General features: G+C 69.4%; 20 protein-coding genes. 9 read left to right on the top strand and 11 right to left on the bottom strand.

Features of this window, described 5'->3' with window-relative positions:
• Positions 1-18: 18 nt before the first annotated feature.
• On the bottom strand, positions 19-1,485 hold the full coding sequence (locus AC1RRF_RS11875) for a serine hydrolase (RefSeq protein ID WP_492834731.1): 1,467 nt from the start codon (positions 1,483-1,485) through the stop codon (positions 19-21).
• A 125-nt stretch (positions 1,486-1,610) separates the two neighbouring features.
• On the opposite strand from AC1RRF_RS11875, the gene cobT reads away from it, so the two are divergent.
• Both cobT and AC1RRF_RS11865 read left to right on the top strand, forming a co-directional pair.
• A complete protein-coding gene (cobT, locus tag AC1RRF_RS11870) occupies positions 1,611-3,485 on the top strand; it encodes a cobaltochelatase subunit CobT (protein WP_492834729.1) in 1,875 nt (624 codons plus the stop codon).
• Complete coding sequence (locus tag AC1RRF_RS11865; protein ID WP_492834727.1) at positions 3,482-4,471, top strand: esterase-like activity of phytase family protein; 990 nt, start codon at positions 3,482-3,484, stop codon at positions 4,469-4,471. Before cobT ends, AC1RRF_RS11865 begins: the two co-directional genes overlap by 4 nt.
• Before the next feature lie 63 nt (positions 4,472-4,534).
• Here the strand turns inward: AC1RRF_RS11865 and AC1RRF_RS11860 are convergent, their stop codons facing one another.
• From AC1RRF_RS11860 to AC1RRF_RS11845, 4 genes are all read right to left on the bottom strand, one after another.
• On the bottom strand, positions 4,535-4,837 hold the full coding sequence (locus AC1RRF_RS11860) for a hypothetical protein (protein ID WP_492834725.1): 303 nt from the start codon (positions 4,835-4,837) through the stop codon (positions 4,535-4,537).
• A 77-nt stretch (positions 4,838-4,914) separates the two neighbouring features.
• On the bottom strand, positions 4,915-5,523 hold the full coding sequence (locus tag AC1RRF_RS11855) for a demethoxyubiquinone hydroxylase family protein (protein WP_492834724.1): 609 nt from the start codon (positions 5,521-5,523) through the stop codon (positions 4,915-4,917).
• Positions 5,501-6,034 (bottom strand): disulfide bond formation protein B, encoded by a 534-nt coding sequence (locus AC1RRF_RS11850; RefSeq protein WP_492834722.1) that lies wholly within the window; start codon positions 6,032-6,034, stop codon positions 5,501-5,503. Before AC1RRF_RS11850 ends, AC1RRF_RS11855 begins: the two co-directional genes overlap by 23 nt.
• Before the next feature lie 45 nt (positions 6,035-6,079).
• Positions 6,080-6,655 carry a YqaA family protein gene (locus AC1RRF_RS11845; RefSeq protein ID WP_492834720.1) on the bottom strand — a complete coding sequence of 192 codons (576 nt, stop codon included), beginning with the start codon at positions 6,653-6,655 and terminating at the stop codon, positions 6,080-6,082.
• 142 nt (positions 6,656-6,797) lie between these two features.
• Here AC1RRF_RS11845 and AC1RRF_RS11840 point away from each other — a divergent pair, with 142 nt between their 5' ends.
• The 3 genes from AC1RRF_RS11840 to AC1RRF_RS11830 all read left to right on the top strand — a co-directional run bounded on the left by AC1RRF_RS11840 (position 6,798) and on the right by AC1RRF_RS11830 (position 9,781).
• Positions 6,798-7,238 carry a VOC family protein gene (locus AC1RRF_RS11840; protein WP_492834718.1) on the top strand — a complete coding sequence of 147 codons (441 nt, stop codon included), beginning with the start codon at positions 6,798-6,800 and terminating at the stop codon, positions 7,236-7,238.
• The gene (locus tag AC1RRF_RS11835; protein WP_492834716.1) at positions 7,235-7,852 is read left to right on the top strand and encodes a DUF6655 family protein; all 618 of its coding nucleotides are present in this window, start codon (positions 7,235-7,237) and stop codon (positions 7,850-7,852) included. The genes AC1RRF_RS11840 and AC1RRF_RS11835 overlap by 4 nt, the downstream gene beginning before the upstream one ends.
• A 75-nt stretch (positions 7,853-7,927) precedes the next feature.
• Positions 7,928-9,781, top strand: coding sequence for a DUF885 domain-containing protein (locus AC1RRF_RS11830; RefSeq protein WP_492834714.1), 1,854 nt, complete (start codon positions 7,928-7,930; stop codon positions 9,779-9,781).
• A gap of 4 nt (positions 9,782-9,785) precedes the next feature.
• Here AC1RRF_RS11830 and AC1RRF_RS11825 read toward each other — a convergent pair whose 3' ends face one another.
• Positions 9,786-10,025 (bottom strand): zinc-finger domain-containing protein, encoded by a 240-nt coding sequence (locus AC1RRF_RS11825; protein WP_291838021.1) that lies wholly within the window; start codon positions 10,023-10,025, stop codon positions 9,786-9,788.
• Positions 10,026-10,125: 100 nt separating this feature from the next.
• Between AC1RRF_RS11825 and AC1RRF_RS11820 the strand changes: the two genes are divergently transcribed.
• The gene (locus AC1RRF_RS11820) at positions 10,126-11,100 is read left to right on the top strand and encodes an ABC transporter ATP-binding protein (protein ID WP_492834712.1); all 975 of its coding nucleotides are present in this window, start codon (positions 10,126-10,128) and stop codon (positions 11,098-11,100) included.
• Positions 11,101-11,102: 2 nt separating this feature from the next.
• On the opposite strand, the gene AC1RRF_RS11815 is transcribed toward AC1RRF_RS11820, so the two are convergent.
• A complete protein-coding gene (locus AC1RRF_RS11815; RefSeq protein WP_492834710.1) occupies positions 11,103-11,501 on the bottom strand; it encodes a Tat pathway signal protein in 399 nt (132 codons plus the stop codon).
• A 58-nt stretch (positions 11,502-11,559) separates the two neighbouring features.
• On the opposite strand from AC1RRF_RS11815, the gene AC1RRF_RS11810 reads away from it, so the two are divergent.
• Positions 11,560-12,192, top strand: a complete 633-nt coding sequence (locus AC1RRF_RS11810; RefSeq protein ID WP_492834708.1) for an alpha-ketoglutarate-dependent dioxygenase AlkB — start codon at positions 11,560-11,562, stop codon at positions 12,190-12,192.
• Between the two features lie 58 nt (positions 12,193-12,250).
• The gene (locus AC1RRF_RS11805) at positions 12,251-13,153 is read left to right on the top strand and encodes a dienelactone hydrolase family protein (protein ID WP_492834706.1); all 903 of its coding nucleotides are present in this window, start codon (positions 12,251-12,253) and stop codon (positions 13,151-13,153) included.
• Here the strand turns inward: AC1RRF_RS11805 and AC1RRF_RS11800 are convergent.
• A complete protein-coding gene (locus tag AC1RRF_RS11800; protein ID WP_492834704.1) occupies positions 13,150-13,857 on the bottom strand; it encodes a glutathione S-transferase family protein in 708 nt (235 codons plus the stop codon). The genes AC1RRF_RS11805 and AC1RRF_RS11800 overlap by 4 nt on opposite strands.
• Before the next feature lie 111 nt (positions 13,858-13,968).
• Between AC1RRF_RS11800 and AC1RRF_RS11795 the strand changes: the two genes are divergently transcribed.
• Complete coding sequence (locus AC1RRF_RS11795) at positions 13,969-14,316, top strand: winged helix-turn-helix transcriptional regulator (RefSeq protein WP_492834702.1); 348 nt, start codon at positions 13,969-13,971, stop codon at positions 14,314-14,316.
• Here the strand turns inward: AC1RRF_RS11795 and grpE are convergent.
• The 3 genes from grpE to AC1RRF_RS11780 are packed head-to-tail and all read right to left on the bottom strand — an operon-like array spanning position 14,313 to position 16,566.
• On the bottom strand, positions 14,313-14,933 hold the full coding sequence (gene grpE, locus AC1RRF_RS11790; protein ID WP_492834700.1) for a nucleotide exchange factor GrpE: 621 nt from the start codon (positions 14,931-14,933) through the stop codon (positions 14,313-14,315). The two genes, AC1RRF_RS11795 and grpE, sit on opposite strands and share 4 nt — an antisense overlap.
• Positions 14,930-16,033: a heat-inducible transcriptional repressor HrcA gene (gene hrcA / locus AC1RRF_RS11785; RefSeq protein ID WP_492834698.1), complete on the bottom strand. Its 1,104-nt coding sequence runs from the start codon at positions 16,031-16,033 to the stop codon at positions 14,930-14,932. The genes grpE and hrcA overlap by 4 nt, the downstream gene beginning before the upstream one ends.
• On the bottom strand, positions 16,015-16,566 hold the full coding sequence (locus AC1RRF_RS11780; protein ID WP_492834696.1) for a GNAT family N-acetyltransferase: 552 nt from the start codon (positions 16,564-16,566) through the stop codon (positions 16,015-16,017). The genes hrcA and AC1RRF_RS11780 overlap by 19 nt, the downstream gene beginning before the upstream one ends.
• Positions 16,567-16,583: the final 17 nt, after the last annotated feature.

Below are 16,583 nucleotides of genomic sequence, written 5' to 3'. Positions count from 1 at the left end.
CACGGCTCTTCAGGACACCTATTCGGCCAGGGCGGCCAACGCAGCCCTGGCCGAAGCGCTTTCCGGATCCAGCGCCAACGCCCGCCCGTAGCTGGCGCGGGCGTCATCCCGCCGGCCCGCCGCGAGATAGGCCTCTCCCAGGCTGTCGTGCACATTGGCCGATGTCGGGTTCGCCTCCACATTCCATTCGAACACCCGGATCGCCTGCGGCAGGCGATCGCTGCGCTTCAGGGCGTAGCCGAGGCTGTTGAGGGCGCCCTCGCTGACGTCATAGGCTTGGGTCCCCTCGCGCGGCGCGGCGCGCCAGGCCGCATCCATGGCCTGCAGGTCCCCGGTGAGGGCGATGGGCGTGATCAATTCGGTCAGCAGACGTTTGGGCGTGCGCGCCGCCGCGCCCTGCAGGACGTCGTAGAGGTCCCGGCCCAGCTGCACGACCGTCTGTCCCTGCCAGAAATTGTTCAGAATGATGATCACGCCGCGATCCGCTTCGGAGCGGATCAGATAGGTCTGGTAGCCCGGCACGCTGCCGGTATGCATCTGGATAGGGGTCTTCGTCCCGGACGCGGTCGGCCATTCGGCGACGTTCCAGCCCAGAGCGTAGTCAGCCCCCCGGGGGCGGAACATCTCGGCGCGCATGGCGGGCCCCAGCAGACGCCCGTCATCCAGCGCCTGGTTGAAACGCAACAGATCATCCGCCGAGGTGTAGGCGCCCGCGGCCGCATAGGAGACCGAAGGATCAATGTACATCGGCCGCTCCATCCGGCCGTTGCTCGCGCGGGTATAGCCGGCGGCCAGCCCCGGCTGAGCCAGGGTCGCGGTGAAGAGGCCACTGTGGTCCATCCCCGCCGGAGCCAGCACCCGGTCTCGCAGGGCCTCGGCGTAGGTCTGGCCGGTGACCGCCTCGATGATCACACCCAGCAGATAGTAGCCGTTGTTGTTGTAGCGCCTTTCGCCCGACGCCGACGTGAGCTCGCCGGGGATCCAGGCCTGCATGTACGCCTGCGGGGTGAACGACTGGCGCGCGGTCGTTCGCCACCATGGGTCGTTGTAGTTGCCCGGAACGTCCTTCAGCCCCGACGTGTGGGCCAGAAGCTGCTCGATCGTCACGTTCGCCGCCGACGTCCCCGCGTACTGGTCCGGCAGGTATCGGGCCAGGGTTCCGTCCAGCGCCAGCCGGCCCTCCTCCACCAGCTTGAGGGTCAGCACCGCCGTCAGCGGCTTGGTCAACGATCCCACGCGGAAGACACCGTCAGGCGAGTTCGGCGTCCCCGCCTCTATGGACGCCGTTCCATAGCCCTGGCGCAGGAGCACCTGTCCGTCGCGGGCGACCAGCACCACGCCGTTGAAGTCACGGTTGCGCACATAGCCGTCCATGGTCCGCGCCAGAGCCTCGACGACGGCCTCGTCGGACGGTTTCGCCTGGACACCGCCGGCGGCGGTCACGGAGAACAGCAGGGCTGCTGCGGCGGCGATCAGGGACTTCATGCAACGCTCCAACTGGGAGGGCGTAAGATCAGACGCTCGCTTGCCCCGGCAAGTTAAGCTTTCGACAGGCGATCCGGCTCGCCTCACCCCTTCTCCCCCCATCGGGAACCCGCTATCTCCGGTCCATGGCCGCCGCCGAGACCCCCTCAGACCTGTTCAAGCGCGCCCTCGCCCACGCGGCGCGGGCCCTGGCCGAGCAATCGGAGCTGGAGGTCGTGTTCGGCTCGGACGGGCCCAAGCTGGCCAACGGCGTGCTGACTCTGCCGCATCCGCCGCGCGATCCGGGCGCGCCCGAGAGCGCCGCCCTGCGCGGACAGGCCGACCGGCTGGCCTTGCGGCTAGCCAATCATGATGAGGGCGTCCATGCCCGCCTGCGCCCCGCCGACAGCCGCGCGGCCGAGGTGTTCGAGGCCGTCGAACAGGCCCGCGTCGAGGCCGTCGGCTCGCAGTCGCTGGCCGGCGTGCGGGCCAATATGAACTCGGCCCTGCTGACCCGGCTGGAGAAGAGCGGCGCCCTGCGCGTGACGGACGCCGAGCGCGTCCCGGTGGCCGAGGCCGTGGCCCTGCTGGTGCGCGAGCGCCTGACCGGCCAGCGCGCCCCGGACGGCGCCGGGGCCCTGCTGGACCTGGTCCGCACCGAGCTGGAGAACAAGGCGGGCCGCAAGATCGACGCCCTGACCGAGGTCGCGGGCGACCAGACGGCCTTCGCCGAGCGGCTGCGCGACGTGCTCAAGGCGCTGGACATGGACCCGGGCGACGGGCGCGGCGACGACGTCTCGGATGATCCGGGCAATGAGGAGCCGGACCCGCAGGACCCGGACGCCGCCGATTCCGAGGACGAGGAAGAGGATGACGCCGGCGGCGGCGAGGGCCAGTCGATGGACGGCTCCACCGACGACCAGACCGCCAGCGACGAGCGCGACGCCCGCCCGGACGGCTCACCCGCCGACCCGAACGGCGAGGCCTCCGAGGATGGCCCCGACCTGAACGAAGGCGCCCTGCCCAACCGCCAGCAGACGATGGACGACGGCCGGGCGATCGACGCCTATCGGGTTTTCACCACCGCCTTCGACGAGATCATCGACGCCGCCGACCTGTGCGACCCCAATGAACTGGAACGCCTGCGCGGCCTGCTGGACGCCCAGCTGACGGCGCTGAGCTCGGTCGTCGCCCGGCTGGCCAACAAGCTGCAGCGCCGCCTGATGGCGCAGCAGAACCGCAGCTGGCATTTCGACCTGGAAGAGGGGGTGCTGGACACCGCCCGCCTGACCCGGATCATCACCGACCCGACCAGCCCGCTCAGCTTCAAGGCCGAGAGCGAGAGTCCATTCCGCGACACGGTGGTGACCCTGCTGCTGGATAATTCCGGCTCGATGCGCGGGCGGCCGATCATGGTCGCGGCGGTGTGCGCCGACATCCTGGCGCGGACGCTGGAGCGCTGCGGGGTCAAGGTCGAGATCCTGGGCTTCACCACCCGAGCCTGGAAGGGCGGCCAGAGCCGTGAGGCCTGGATCACGGCGGGCAAGCCGGCGATGCCGGGCCGCCTGAACGACCTGCGCCACATCATCTACAAGTCGGCGGACGCCCCCTGGCGGCGGGCCAAGAAGAACCTCGGCCTGATGATGCGCGAAGGCCTGCTGAAGGAGAACATCGACGGCGAGGCCCTGCTGTGGGCTCACGACCGGCTGATGGCCCGGCCCGAGGCGCGCCAGATCCTGATGGTCATCTCGGACGGCTCGCCGGTCGACGACTCGACCCAGTCGGCCAACGCGGCCCTGTATCTGGACAAGCACCTGCGACAGGTGATCGAGCAGATCGAGACCCGCTCGCCGGTCGAGCTGCTGGCCATCGGCATCGGCCACGACGTGACCCGCTGGTATCGCCGCGCCCTGACCATCGTCGACGTCGAACAGCTGGGCGGGGCGATGATCGAGAAGCTGGCCGAATTGTTCGAGGCCAAGGCCGAAGCGCCGACCGGTCGCCGGAAGAAGGCCGCATGACCATGCTGCGCCGCCTGCTGCCCGCGCTCGCGGCCGTGACCCTGGCCGCCTGCGCCGGCGCGGTTTCGGTGACGCCGCCGCTCACGCCGGTCGCGGGCTGGACGACCGGAGCGGCCTCTACGCGGCCCATCGGCCTGGGCCTGCCCGGCGGCGCCCGCCTCGCTGACGGCGTCCGCTTCGCCGGCGGGGTCGAGCTGGTGCTGGACGCGACCTCTCCGTTGCACAGCCTGTCCGATCTGAAGCTGACCGGCGACGCTCAGGGCGATGGGGGCTTCGTCAGCATCACCGACGCGGGCGACCTGGTGCGCGGCCGCCTGGTGCTGGACGCCCGGGGACGGCTGACCGGCGTCTCGGGCTTGCGCTACCGCCGCCTGACCCTGTTGGACGGCGCGCCCATCGTCGACAAGGCCGATGGGGACGCCGAGGGCCTGCTGGTCACCGACGGCGGCGACCTGTTCATCAGCTTCGAGCGCAATCACCGCATCTGGGACTACGGCTCCGCCGACGCCCCGCGCGCCATGCCGACGCCGGTGCGTCGCCCGGACGTGGCGCTGCCGCTGAACGACGGCATGGAGGGGATCTCGGTCGCCCGTGACGACGGCTGGAGGGTCTCGGCCGAGAACGGCGGCGTCTGGGATTGCCGCCCAGAAGCCTGCCGCGTCGTGACGCCTCCGCCCGCGACGCCGCCGACCGACGGCGACTACCGGACCACCGGCATGGACCGCGATCCGGCGGGTCAGGGCTTTGTCATCGTCCAGCGCTCATACCGGCCGCCGCTGGACGCCCGCGCCCGCGTCCGCCGCATGGCCGAAGACGGCGCGCTCGGCCCGGTTCTGGTCGAACTGAAACTGCCCGGCACGACCGACAATTTCGAAGGGATCGCCGCCGTCGCCCGCGATGGCGGGACGCGCCTGTACATCCTGTCCGACGACAATTCTAACCCGGCTCAGCGGACGCTATTGCTGGCGTTCGACGTCGCGCACTAGATCATCGGGGCCAGGGCTCGCGTTGACGCAGTCCGAACGTCGCCAGATCTGACGTCGCCGAACCTATTCGCCTTGGGTTCTACGATGGCTGTCCTGCGCCCGCCGCAGGGCGTCCTGGCCCGCGGCGGCCTCGGCTCGCATCTGCGCGCGACTGCGGCAGACCCGGGTCTGGACACGACGACCGGTCACCGCCTCGTTGCGACAGACGATCTCGGCATCGTTGTTCGGGGCCGAGGCGGCGCCGGAGGTCCCGGCGGCCGGCGCTTGGGCATTCGTGGCTTGGGTCGCATCGACCCCTGACGATGCGGGGACCTGGGGAGCCTGCGCCGTGATCGCGAACGCCAGAACGACCGATGCAAAAACCATGACCAAACGCACCATGCTGATTGATGACCTTGGGCGCGAGTAATGCCTGCCCAAGGTGATAAATCAACTCGAGGCGATCAGACCCTCTCGGACACCTTGATCGCCACCCGGCAGCCCGCCTTGATCATCGCGCTGAGCAGCTCGTAGGCCGGAGCCTCGCGGCTGCCGTGCTCGACGGCGTGGTCGTGGTGGGCCAACTCTTCCTCGCGGAATTTGGTCAGCTCGGCGGCCAGCGCCGGGTCGCGATCCTGAATTTCGGCGATCTGGTCGGCGTAGTGTTCCTCGATCACGCTCTCGACCGCCTCGGTGCAGGCATGGGCCGCCTTCTCGCCGATCAGGGCGGTGCCGGCGCCGAGCGCCAGGGCGGCCAGGCGCCAGACCGGGGTCATCACCGTGGGGCGCACGTTCTCGGCCTTCAGCAGGGCCTGGAAGCGCTCCAGATGGACCTGCTCCTGCCCACGCATCTCCTCCATGTCGGCGGCGATGGCCGCCTTGCCCGCGCGGCCCGCGAAGACGGCGTGCTGGGCGCGGTAGATGTGGACGGCGGCGTATTCGCCCGCATGGTCGACACGCAGGATCTCGTCACGGCGGCGCTTGCTGGCGCCGCGGCCGGGACGGGGCAGGGGAATGCGACGGTCGCCCTCGGGGGAGCCGGGCATCGGATCAGGATCGCGGGGCGCGGGCATCCTTGGGCCTCTTGGCGGCGAGAAGGCTGAACCCGGCCAATGCGGCGGAGATCAGCGCGTTCCATCCTGCCATGCTGAGGCCCAGGAAGGTCCACGTCACGGCGTCGCACATGACCGCCCGGGGGGCGGGTCCGGTGCCCAGCGCCAGCGCGGTCATGCTTTCCAGATCGACGCGGCCGCCCGCGGCGCAGGTCGCGGGCAGGTCCCACCATTTCAACTCGCCGCCCATGTGGAAGACGGCGGTGATGGTTCCGGTGGCGAAGATCACGGCCAGCAGGAAGGCGGCGATGCGCGGCGTGCCGCGGCTGCCGCGGCTGACCAGATGCCAGACGGTGGCGAGCAGGGCGACGACGACCGCGCCCCAGTAGACCTCGCGCGCCTTGAGGCAGAGGTTGCAGGGCGAGATGTCCCAGATCGTCTCAGACAGGTGGGCGAAGCCCAGCAGCGCCAGCGACGCCACGAGCGCGAATGCGGTCCACCACCGCGTCAGGAGTCGATACAGGCCTCTCATCAGACGACGTTCATAGCGAGGCTTGAGCCGTCCGTCGATTGGCGATCAGAGAAGCTTCACCGCCGCGAAGGCGGCGACCAGCACGGCAATGCCGATGACGGTCCACAGAGCCAGCCGCTTCTCGACCATGGCCAGCACCGCCGGCCCCCAGGTTTTCAGGATCCAGGCCTCAAGGAAGAAGCGGCCGCCTCGCGTCACGGCGCACAGGGCGACGAACAGCGGGAAATTGAACTGGAAGATGCCGGAGGCGATGGTGATCAGCTTGAACGGAATGGGGGTCAGCCCCTTCACCAGGATCACCCAGGCGCCGTGCTGCTGGAACAGGGCCTTGGACGCCTCGAAGGTGTCCGCCTTGCCCAGCCACGACAGGATCATCATCCCGACGTCGGTCAGGAAATAACCGATCGCATAGCCGAGGATGCCGCCCAGCACCGAGGCGACCGTGCAGACCGTGGCGTAGAACCACGCGCGCTCCGGCCGCGCCAGGATCATCGGCGCCAGCATGACGTCGGGCGGAATGGGGAAGAAGGAGCTTTCCGCGAACGACACGACGGCCAGCGAGGTGGTGGCGTGCTTGCTGCGGGCCAGCGAGAAGACCCAGTCGTAGAGCTTGCGGAGCATCGATCCTCCGGCGAAAGGCCGAGCCCTCGCGTCTAGCAGGACGTCGCGCCCCGCGCATCCGCCGAAACGCAGCTTGAGTCGCGGTCGCGGCGATCCGTCGCTATAAGGCCGCCTCCGCCCTCCCCCTTCGGATCGGAAGACCATGCGCTATCTGCACACCATGGTCCGCGTGACGGACCTCGACGCCTCCCTGCGCTTCTGGTGCGACCTGCTGGGTCTGCGCGAGATGCGCCGGATGGAGAACGAGGCCGGGCGCTTCACCCTGATCTTCCTCGCCGCTCCCGCGGACCTGTCGCGCTCCGAGGCCGAGCGCTCCCCGGAGGTCGAGCTGACGTACAATTGGGATCCGGAAACCTATTCCGGCGGGCGGAATTTCGGCCATCTGGCCTACAAGGTCGACGATATCTACGCCGCCTGCCGGCGCTTGATGGACGGCGGGGTGGTCATCAATCGACCCCCGCGCGACGGCAACATGGCCTTCGTCCGGTCGCCGGACGGCATCTCCATCGAACTTCTCCAGGAGGGCGCGCCCCTGTCCCCCGCCGAGCCCTGGGCCTCGATGCCCAACACCGGGAGTTGGTGATCTTGAGAGCTTTCGCGCTTCTCCCCCTGGCCTTGCTGGGCCTCGCGGCCTGCGCCTCGACCTCGGAGACCTATCCGTCGCGCACGGCGACGGAGCAGCTCCTGCTGTCCCGGGCCGCCGACCGCGCGGTCGAGGGCCTGACCCTGCCGATCCCGGCCGGCTCGCGGGTGTTTGTGGACGACACCTATTTCCGTGCTGAGAGCAGCCCTTACGCCGTCAGCGCCGTCCGCAACGCCCTGTCGGACGCCGGCTACGCCCTGGCCCCGTCCAAGGCCGACGCCGACGCGGTGTTCGAACTGCGCGTCGGGGCGCTGTCGCTGGAGCAGATGCGCCGCGTCTTCGGCCTGCCGGACATGCGGGTGCCGATCAACGAGAGCTTCAACGTGGTCTCGATCCCGGAGCTGTCGGTCTACAGCCGCCGCGACCGGATCGGCGTGGCCGAATTCTCGGGCTTCCTCTACGAGCCCAAGACCGGCGCCCCGCTGGGCGCCGTCCTGCCGATGACCGGCCAGTTCCGCATCCGCAGCCACAAGCTGCTGATGATCGTGGCCTGGGGCCAGCAGACCGTCGACCCGGGCGAACGCGACCCCGGCGACAGCTGGCGGCAGTTCTAAGTCAGCGTCGCCGTAGCTTGCGTCCCTCCGCCGGACCGTCGAAGGTCCGGGCCGTATGTTTCTGGGAGGGTTTCCATGCGTCGTCTTCTGATCACCACCGCCTGCGCCGTCGCCGTCCTGGCCGGCGCGCCCGCCGTCGCCATGGCCCAGACCGCCGCGCCGGCGGCGGACATGTCGATCCAGACCGAGGACGCGCGGCTGGCGGCCTTCTTCGAACAGGCGTGGCAGGAGCGGATCGCCCTGTCGCCGCAGACGATGACCTCGCTGGGGATCAAGACGGACTACGACAAGCTGGACGACGCCACCGACGCGGCCGCGGACCGGTCGCTGACCCTGGCCGAGAGCCAGCTGGCGCGGATGAAGAGCGACTTCGATCCGGCGACCGTGAACGCCGACAGCCGGATGTCCATGCGGCTGTTCGAATACGGGGTGGCGCAGGCGCGCCTGTCGAACCGCTGGCGCGACTGGGGCTATCAGTTCGCGGCCAACGGCAATCCGACCACCGGACTGCCGGTCTTCCTGATCAACAACCACCGCGTCTCCAGCGTCTCGGACGCCGAGGCCTATGTGTCGCGCATCCGGGCCTCGGAGCGGGTCATGGGAGAGATCGCCGCCGAGCTGCGCGACCGGGCGTCAAAGGGAATCATCTCGCCCAACTTCGTGTTCGAGCCTTCGATCGCCAACACCCGCAACATCATCACCGGCGCGCCGTTCGACGACGCCGCCGACAATCCGGTCTGGGCCGACTTCCAGAAAAAAGTCGGCGCGCTGGACACGGATCAGGCGACCAAGGATCGGCTGTTGGGCGAAGGCCGCGCGGCCCTGACCGGCGAATGGAAGCGCGGCTATGAGACGGTGCTGACGGCGCTGGCCGAGGTACAGCAGCAGGCGGCGGTCATGCCCGACCGGGACGGCGGCGTCTGGCGGCTGCCGGACGGCGAGGCCTACTACAACGCTCGCCTGCAGCTCTCGACCACCACCGACCTGACCGCCGACCAGATCCACCAGATCGGCCTGAGCGAAGTGGCGCGCCTGCAGGGCGAGATGCAGACGATCATGACCCAGGTCGGCTTCACCGGCACGCTGCAGGAGATGTTCGCCTATCTGAAGACCGATCCGCGCTTCCAGTATCCGAACACGCCGGAGGGTAAGGAGCAGTATCTGACCGACGCCCGCGCCTTCATCGCCCAGGTGATGGCGGCCGCTCCGCAATGGTTCAGCGACCTGCCCGAGGCGGCGCTGGAGGTCCGCGCGGTCGAGGCATGGCGCGAGGCCACCGCCTCCATCGCCTTCTACAACGCCCCGGCGCCCGACGGTTCGCGCCCCGGCATCTACTACGTCAACCTGTCGGACATGACCCAGGTGCTGAAGCCCCAGATCGAAGGCATCAGCTATCACGAGGGCGCGCCGGGGCATCACTTCCAGATCGCCTATGCGCAGGAGATGCAGGGCCTGCCGTCGTTCCGCCGCTTCGGCGGCTACGGCGCCTACGCCGAGGGCTGGGGCCTGTACGCCGAGCAGCTGGGCAAGGAGATGGGCTTCTACCAGGACCCCTATTCCGACTTCGGCCGCCTTTCGACCGAGCTGTGGCGCGCGGTGCGACTGGTCACTGACACCGGCCTGCACGCCAAGCGCTGGAGCCGGGAACAGGCGATGGACTATTTCCGCCAGAACTCCCTGCTGAGCGAGCGCGACATCCAGAAGGAGGTCGAGCGCTACATCACCAGCCCGGGCCAGGCGACCAGCTACAAGATCGGCGAGCTGAAGATCATGGAGTTGCGCGCGCGGGCGCGGGCGGCGCTGGGCGACCGTTTCAACATCCGCGACTTCCACGCGGTCGTGCTGGGTTCGGGCTCGGTGCCGCTGGACGTGCTGGAGGACCAGGTCGACGCCTGGATCGCCGCGGGCGGAGGCGCGCCCGCCTCGTAAGGGGTCAGTGCGCCTCGGGCGGGCGGGCGGCCGGGCTGTGGTACTCGCTCTCGGCCTTCTTCTTTTTGCCGAGCACGAAGCGGCGGTCGCAGTAGCCGCACTCGACGTGGTCGTCCTCCCCCATGTCCATATAGACGAGCGGATGGCCCAGGGCTCCGCCGCCGCCGTCGCAGGCGACGCGCTTGCTGGTCACCACGATCTCTTCCGGCGGCGGGATGATCACGGTGGTGGGTCGCGAGGACATTCGGACGGCTCTGACTTGGCGATTGGTGCGAGGGTGCATAGGTATGCGCGCGCGCTCCATACCGTCAAACGGAGCCGTTCGAAACACCCGAAAGCGCCGAATGACCGAGACCGACACCCTGCCCGTCAACGCCATCGAGGTGCGGGGGCTGGAAAAGACCTATGCGGGCAACAAGAAGTCGCCGCCCAAGACCGCCCTGCGCGGGGTCGATCTGGTCATTCCACGCGGCTCGATGTTCGGCCTGCTGGGCCCGAACGGCGCGGGCAAGTCGACTCTGATCAACATCCTGGCCGGGATCGTGAACAAGACCGGCGGCACGGCCTCGATCTGGGGCCGCGACATCGACAAGCAGCCGCGTGACGCCCGCGCCGCCCTGGGCGTCGTGCCGCAGGAGATCGTCGCCGACGTCTTCTTCACCCCCAGAGAGGCTCTGGAAGTTCAGGCCGGTTTCTACGGCGTGCCGGCCAATGAGCGCCGCTCGGACGAGCTGCTGGCCGCGCTGGGCCTGTCGGACAAGGCCAACGCCTACGTCCGCGCCCTGAGCGGCGGCATGAAGCGCCGCCTGATGGTGGCCAAGGCGCTGGTGCACAATCCGCCGATCCTGATCCTCGACGAGCCGACCGCCGGGGTCGACGTCGAGCTGCGCCGCCAGCTGTGGGAATACGTCCGCAAGATCAACGCCGAGGGCGTGACCATCCTCCTGACCACCCACTATCTGGAGGAGGCGCAGGAGCTTTGCGACACCATCGCCATCATGAATCGGGGCGAAGTGGTGGCCTGCGAGCCGACGCCGCAACTGCTGCGCCGGCTGGACACCCGCAACGTCGTCGTGACGCCCGAGGGCGAGCTGAACGGCCTGCCGACGGTGAAGGGATTCGATGTCGTGCCGCGCGCCAACGGCGCCTTCGCCATCAGCTACAAGAAGGGCCAGTCGTCGGTGGAGCAGGTCCTGGCCGCCGTCCGCGCCGCGGGCGTGACCATCGCCGACATCTCGACCGAGGATCCGGACCTGGAGGATGTCTTCCTGGCGCTCACCTACGGCGATGCGAGCCAGGTGAGTCCGACGAAGGACTGAGGCTAGACCACCATCACCGTCCCGATCAGCAGGCGCGCGCCGGCGCGGCCCATGACGGTGTTGGTGGCGGCCTGGAGCTGGGCGACCAGACGCTCGATGTCGGGCGGGGCGCCCGGCAGCAGGACCGCGGCGCTCTGTTGCACCACTTGAGCGTAGGCGGCGCGCAGACGTGGAGCCGATTGCGCCACGCGGGTGCGCAGGGCCGCATCCGGCGTATCCACTCCGATCTCGACGGTCATGACCCCCAGGCTTCCGCCGGGGCGACGCACATTGCCGGTCACCGTCGGCAAGCCGAGATAGCTGGCCTGCGACGAACTTCCGCCTCCCCCTGAAGCGGCGGCGGGCGTGGCGGCGGCTGCGGTGGCGACGGCTGCAAGGCCGAGAAGGGCGCGACGATCCATGCGCCTTTCATAACCGCCACCGCTTAACATTCCCCTGAGCCCGGCCTAACTCGGGGTCATGGGCCCGCGCGAGATCGACACCGGACTGGACGGCTTTCGCTGGTGGCCCGGGGCGCTGGACACCGAGGCGCAGGCCGCCCTGTTGGCCGAAGTGATGGGCGCTGTGGATGACAGCCCCTTCTACCGGCCGGTCACGCCGGGCGGGCGGGCCTTCTCGGTGCGGATGACCAACCTGGGGCCGCTGGGCTGGGTGTCGGACCGGAACGGCTATCGCTACCAGCCGACCCACCCGGAGACCGGCGCGCCGTGGCCGCCGATCCCGCAGGCCCTGGTTGATTTTTGGCGCGACCTGACCGGCTGGCTCGAGCCGCCGGACGCCTGTCTGGTGAACCTCTATCAGGACGGCGCGAAGATGGGTCTGCATCAGGATCGGGACGAGGCGAATCTGGAGGCGCCGGTGCTGTCCGTCTCGCTGGGCGACACGGCGATCTTCCGTGTCGGAGCGGCCGGCGGCGGACCGACCAAATCCATCCGGCTGGCCTCGGGGGATGTCTGCGCCTTGACCGGACCCGCGCGCCTGGCGCGGCACGGGATCGACCGGCTGCTGCCGGGCTCATCGAGCCTGATCCCGGGCGGCGGGCGCCTCAATCTGACCCTGCGTCGGGCCGCTCCGTCTTCACGGCAATCGTGACTCGACGCTGGCGGGCGCCGCCGCCACTGTCCGGCCTCCCACAGCCCGGAGCCCGCCCATGTCGCTGATCCGTCCCGAAGGTCCGCAGGCCGATGATCTGATCCTGAACCGCCGGACGCTGGGCGCCGGGACACTGGGCGGCCTGTTCTTCGCCGGCTATGCGCCCGCGGCCCTGGCGGCCCAGGCCAGTCCGGTGACGACCGACGGCGCCGGCCTGTCGCAGGACGAGGTCGCCTTCCCGGCCCCCGACGGTTTCCAGCTGCCCGCCTTCGTCGCCCGCCCGGACGGGAACGGCCCCTTCCCCGTGGTGATCGTGGTGTCCGAGATCTTCGGGGTGCACGAATACATCCGCGACATCTGCCGCCGCCTGGCCAAGGCCGGTTATGCGGCGGTCGCCCCCGCCTTCTTCAACCGGGTCGAGGACCCGGCGCCCCTGTCCGACATGCAGCGCATCCAACAGATCGTCGGCGCCGCCGGCTATGAGCAGGTGATGGGCGACGTCTCGGCCACCCTGGACTGGGTCAGCCAGCAGCTTTGGGCCAACGGCGACAGAATCGGCATCACCGGCTGGTGCTGGGGCGGCAAGGTGGTGTGGCAGGCCTGCGCCCGCTTCGCCGTGCTGGACGCAGGGGTCGCCTGGTACGGCCGCCTGGCCCCGGCGGCCAACGCCACCCCGGAACAGGTCAGCAGCGGCCAGCCGTGGCCGGTCGACCTGGCCGATGACCTGAAATGCCCGGTGCTGGGCCTGTACGGCGCGGAAGACCGCGGCATCCCCCTGCCCAGCGTCGAGGCCATGCGCAGCGCCCTGGCCCGCGCAGGCCAGACCTCCAGCGAGATCGTCATCTATCCGGGCGCCCCGCACGGCTTCCACGCCGACTATCGCGACAGCTACCGCGCCGCGGACGCCGCCGACGGGTGGGGCAAGCTGCTGGCCTTCTTCGGCGCGCGGCTGAAGGGCTAGGCCGCCCCGAAGCGGTCGATCACCTCCGCCAGGGCGACATGGCCCTTGAAGGCGGCGGAGCCCTGCGGGGACTCGCCGTTCTCCAGCGCCGTCGCGAAGCGCACGGCCGGATCAGCCTCAACCCGGGCCCGGATCGCCTGCAGTCGGGGCCAGCGCGCGATGTCGGCGACCTCGTGATACTCCAGCCAGCGCGCGACGCCGGTCAGCAGGGCGTCGGCCAGGGTCGGCCGGTCGCCGACCAGATAGGGGCCGTCGCCGACCATCCGCTCCAGCTTGTCATGCCGCTCGACGACGGCGCGGCCGCCGAGGCGCCGCAGGGCGGCCTGGTAGTCCGGGTCCGGCGTTTCCAGTTCCAACGCCACCCACAGCGGGGTGAAGGCGCCCGTGAAGCCGGTGTTCAGGAAGCCCATCAACTGATGCATCCGGTCCGCCTCGGCCGAACGCGGCTCAAAGCTGATGCGCCGCCCGTCGTCGCGGGCCTCCAGATAGGCCGCGATGGCCATGGTCTCGGTCAGGGGCGCGCCGCGTTCGGTGATGAGAACGGGCGTCTCGTGACGCGGATTGATGCGGGCGTAGGACGGGCCGCGCATCTCGCCCAGCATGTCGACCCGGCATAGCCGGTAAGGCTGGCCCAGCCATTCGAGCGCCGCCACCAGACCCATGGAGGTGCCCGATGGGAAGCCGTAAACAAGGATCGGTTCCATTTTCGTATTTCCGTGATTTCGAGGATCACGCTGCGCAGCGAAACTGGAAACTAGGGGCCCGCCGCCCCAAGTAAATTACGCACCTTTTTGTAACCAGAACGGACCCCGACCATGAAGGACGTCGTTTCGGCCTGCCCGATCGAGGAGACCATGCGGGTGCTCAGCGGCCGGTGGCCGACGTTGCTGCTCTACTATCTGAAGGACGGGACCCGGCGGTTCAGCGACCTCAGGCGCGACAATCCCACGGTGTCGCACCGCATGCTCACGCTGGAGCTGCGCAAGCTGGAGGAGGCCGGGATCGTCCAGCGCACCGATCACGAGGGCTACCCGCGTCGGGTCGACTACGACCTCACGCCGGTCGGCCTGAAGCTGGTCCCGCTGATCGACGCTCTCGGCGATTGGTGGGACGAGACGGCGGCGGAGCGGTCGTCCCGCCCCGCGCTAAAGGACGCGGCCTAGGCCTTGCCGTCGAAATTCCCGCCGGTGGCCTGGGCGGCGGCGTAGGCCGCGTTGCCCGCCGCAGCGCCCGAGCCCTTGGCGGCGACGACCACCATGGCCGGGCGAACGGTGCGGCCGAACAGGGCGTAGCCGGCCTGAAGGGTCTGCAGCACCTGACCGCCCTGAACGGTCTCGGACGGCTGCTCCATCATGGCCTGATGCAGGTGCGGATCGAAGGCCTCGCCCGGCTCAGGCGCGACACGCTTGAGGTTGTTGGCCTCGAAAGCCGACAACAGGGCCTTCTGGGTCAGCTCCAGACCGGTGACCAGACCGGCCTCGCCGGCGTTGGCCTCCTTGGGCGCGGCCTGGATGGCGCGCTCGAGGTTGTCGGCCACGACCAGCAGGTCGCGGGCGAATTTCTGGATGGCGTAGGCGCGGGCGTCGTTGTTCTGAGTCTCGGCCCGGCGCTTGACGTTCTCGGTCTCGGCGACGGCGCGCAAGGCACGGTCCTTCCACTGGTCGCGCTCGGCGATGACGGCGTCCAGCGGAGCCAGGTTGTCCTCGCCGCCAAAGCCTTCGGCCTCGCCGATGTCGGCGTCCAGCTCGGTTTCGGGATCGTAGTCGGGGGTGTCGTTCACGTGTCTTGTCCGTCCAGCATCCGGCCCAGCACCCGGGCGGTATAGTCCACCAACGGAATCACACGGGCGTAGTTCAGTCGCGCGGGCCCGATGACGCCGATGGCGCCCAGAACCCGCTGTCGGCCGCTCATATAGGGCGCCGCGATCACGGCGGAACCCGAAAGTGAGAACAGACGCGTTTCCGCACCGATAAAGATGCGCACGCCCTGGGCCGTGGACACTCCATCGAGCAGGCCGATCAGCTGTTCCTTCTGCTCCAGATCGTCGAACAGCACCCGGACCTTCTCCAGATCCTCCATGGCCCCGGCGTCCTGCAGCAGGTTGGCGCGGCCGCGTACGATCAAGGCCCGTTCGCGCTCCGCTCCACCCGACCAGGCGGCCAGGCCGTCCTCGACCAGCCGTGCGGCGGTCTCGTCCAATTCGCGTCGGGCGGCGTCCAGTTCGGTGCGCATCTCGGTGCGCGCCTCATGCAGGGGACGGCCCTTGAGCCGGGCGTTGAGGAAGTTCGACGCCTCCTGCAGCGTCGAGGGCGTGACCCCGGCCTTCAGCGGCATCAGCCGGTTCTCGACCGAGCCGTCGTCACCGACCAAAACGGCGAGGGCCTGATCGTGGCCGAGCGCCACGAATTCCACATGCTTGACCCCGGCGTCGCGCACGGGGCTGGCCACGATGCTGGCTCCGCCCGCCAGACCGGAGAGCAGGGACGAGGCCTCGTTCAACGCCTCGTCGAAGCTGAGCCCGCGACCGGCCAGCCGCCCATCGATCTCGCGCCGCTCCTCGGCGCCGATGTCGCCGATCTCCAGCAGGCCGTCGACGAACAGGCGCAGGCCCGCATGGGTCGGGATCCGTCCCGCCGAGGTGTGCGGCGAGCCCAGCAACCCGGCCAGGGTCAGGTCCTGCATGGTGTTGCGGATCGAAGCCGGCGACAGGCTGACCCCGCTCATCGACAGGGTGCGCGAGCCCACCGGCTCTCCGGTCTGCAGATAGCTTTCGACGATGCGCCGGAAGATGTCGCGCGCGCGCTGGTCCAGCCCGGCCAGGCCGCCGGCCTCCAGTCCGGGCGTGGTCAGGAGAGGAGTTTTTATGGCCGCGCCTCCCATGTCGCCCGCTCCAGTCGCATGACCAGGCAGTCGTCCTCGTCAAACATCCGCCGCCCGACGACCGCGAACCCCAGCCGCCGGTAAAAGCGGTGGGCGTCGACATTGGTGTTCAGCGGATCGATGACGATGGCCGTGACCGTCGGGTCGGCGAAGGCGTCATTGATCGCCAGCGTCATCATCCGCGCGCCGTAGCCCCGGTTCAGCGCGTCCGGCGGCCCGATCCAGATGTCCATGGCGCGCAGGTTCGGTTCGATCTCGCCCCAGTAATGGGTCGGCTCCAGATGCGGGTCGCAGACCTGCATGACGCCGATGGGACGACCATCCACCTCGGCGATGAGGTGGAAGCTGACGTCGGACCCGGCCTCGATCTCCTCGATCCAGTCCTGACCGCCGAAGGCGACCTCGGCATCCGCGTCGTCACTGGAACAGGCGATCACATGCGGTTCGCGGTCCCAAGCCTGCAGCGTCGGGATGTCGTCCAGCGTCGCGGGACGCAGGCGCACCAGACCGGGCGTGGAGGGGGACAGGCTCATGGTTTCAGGATAAGCAG

The sequence above is a fragment of the Brevundimonas sp. GW821-FHT12C05 genome (assembly GCF_058807475.1).
Note: the sequence above shows the minus strand (reverse complement) of the source record. Positions and strands in the feature narration are given on the sequence as shown.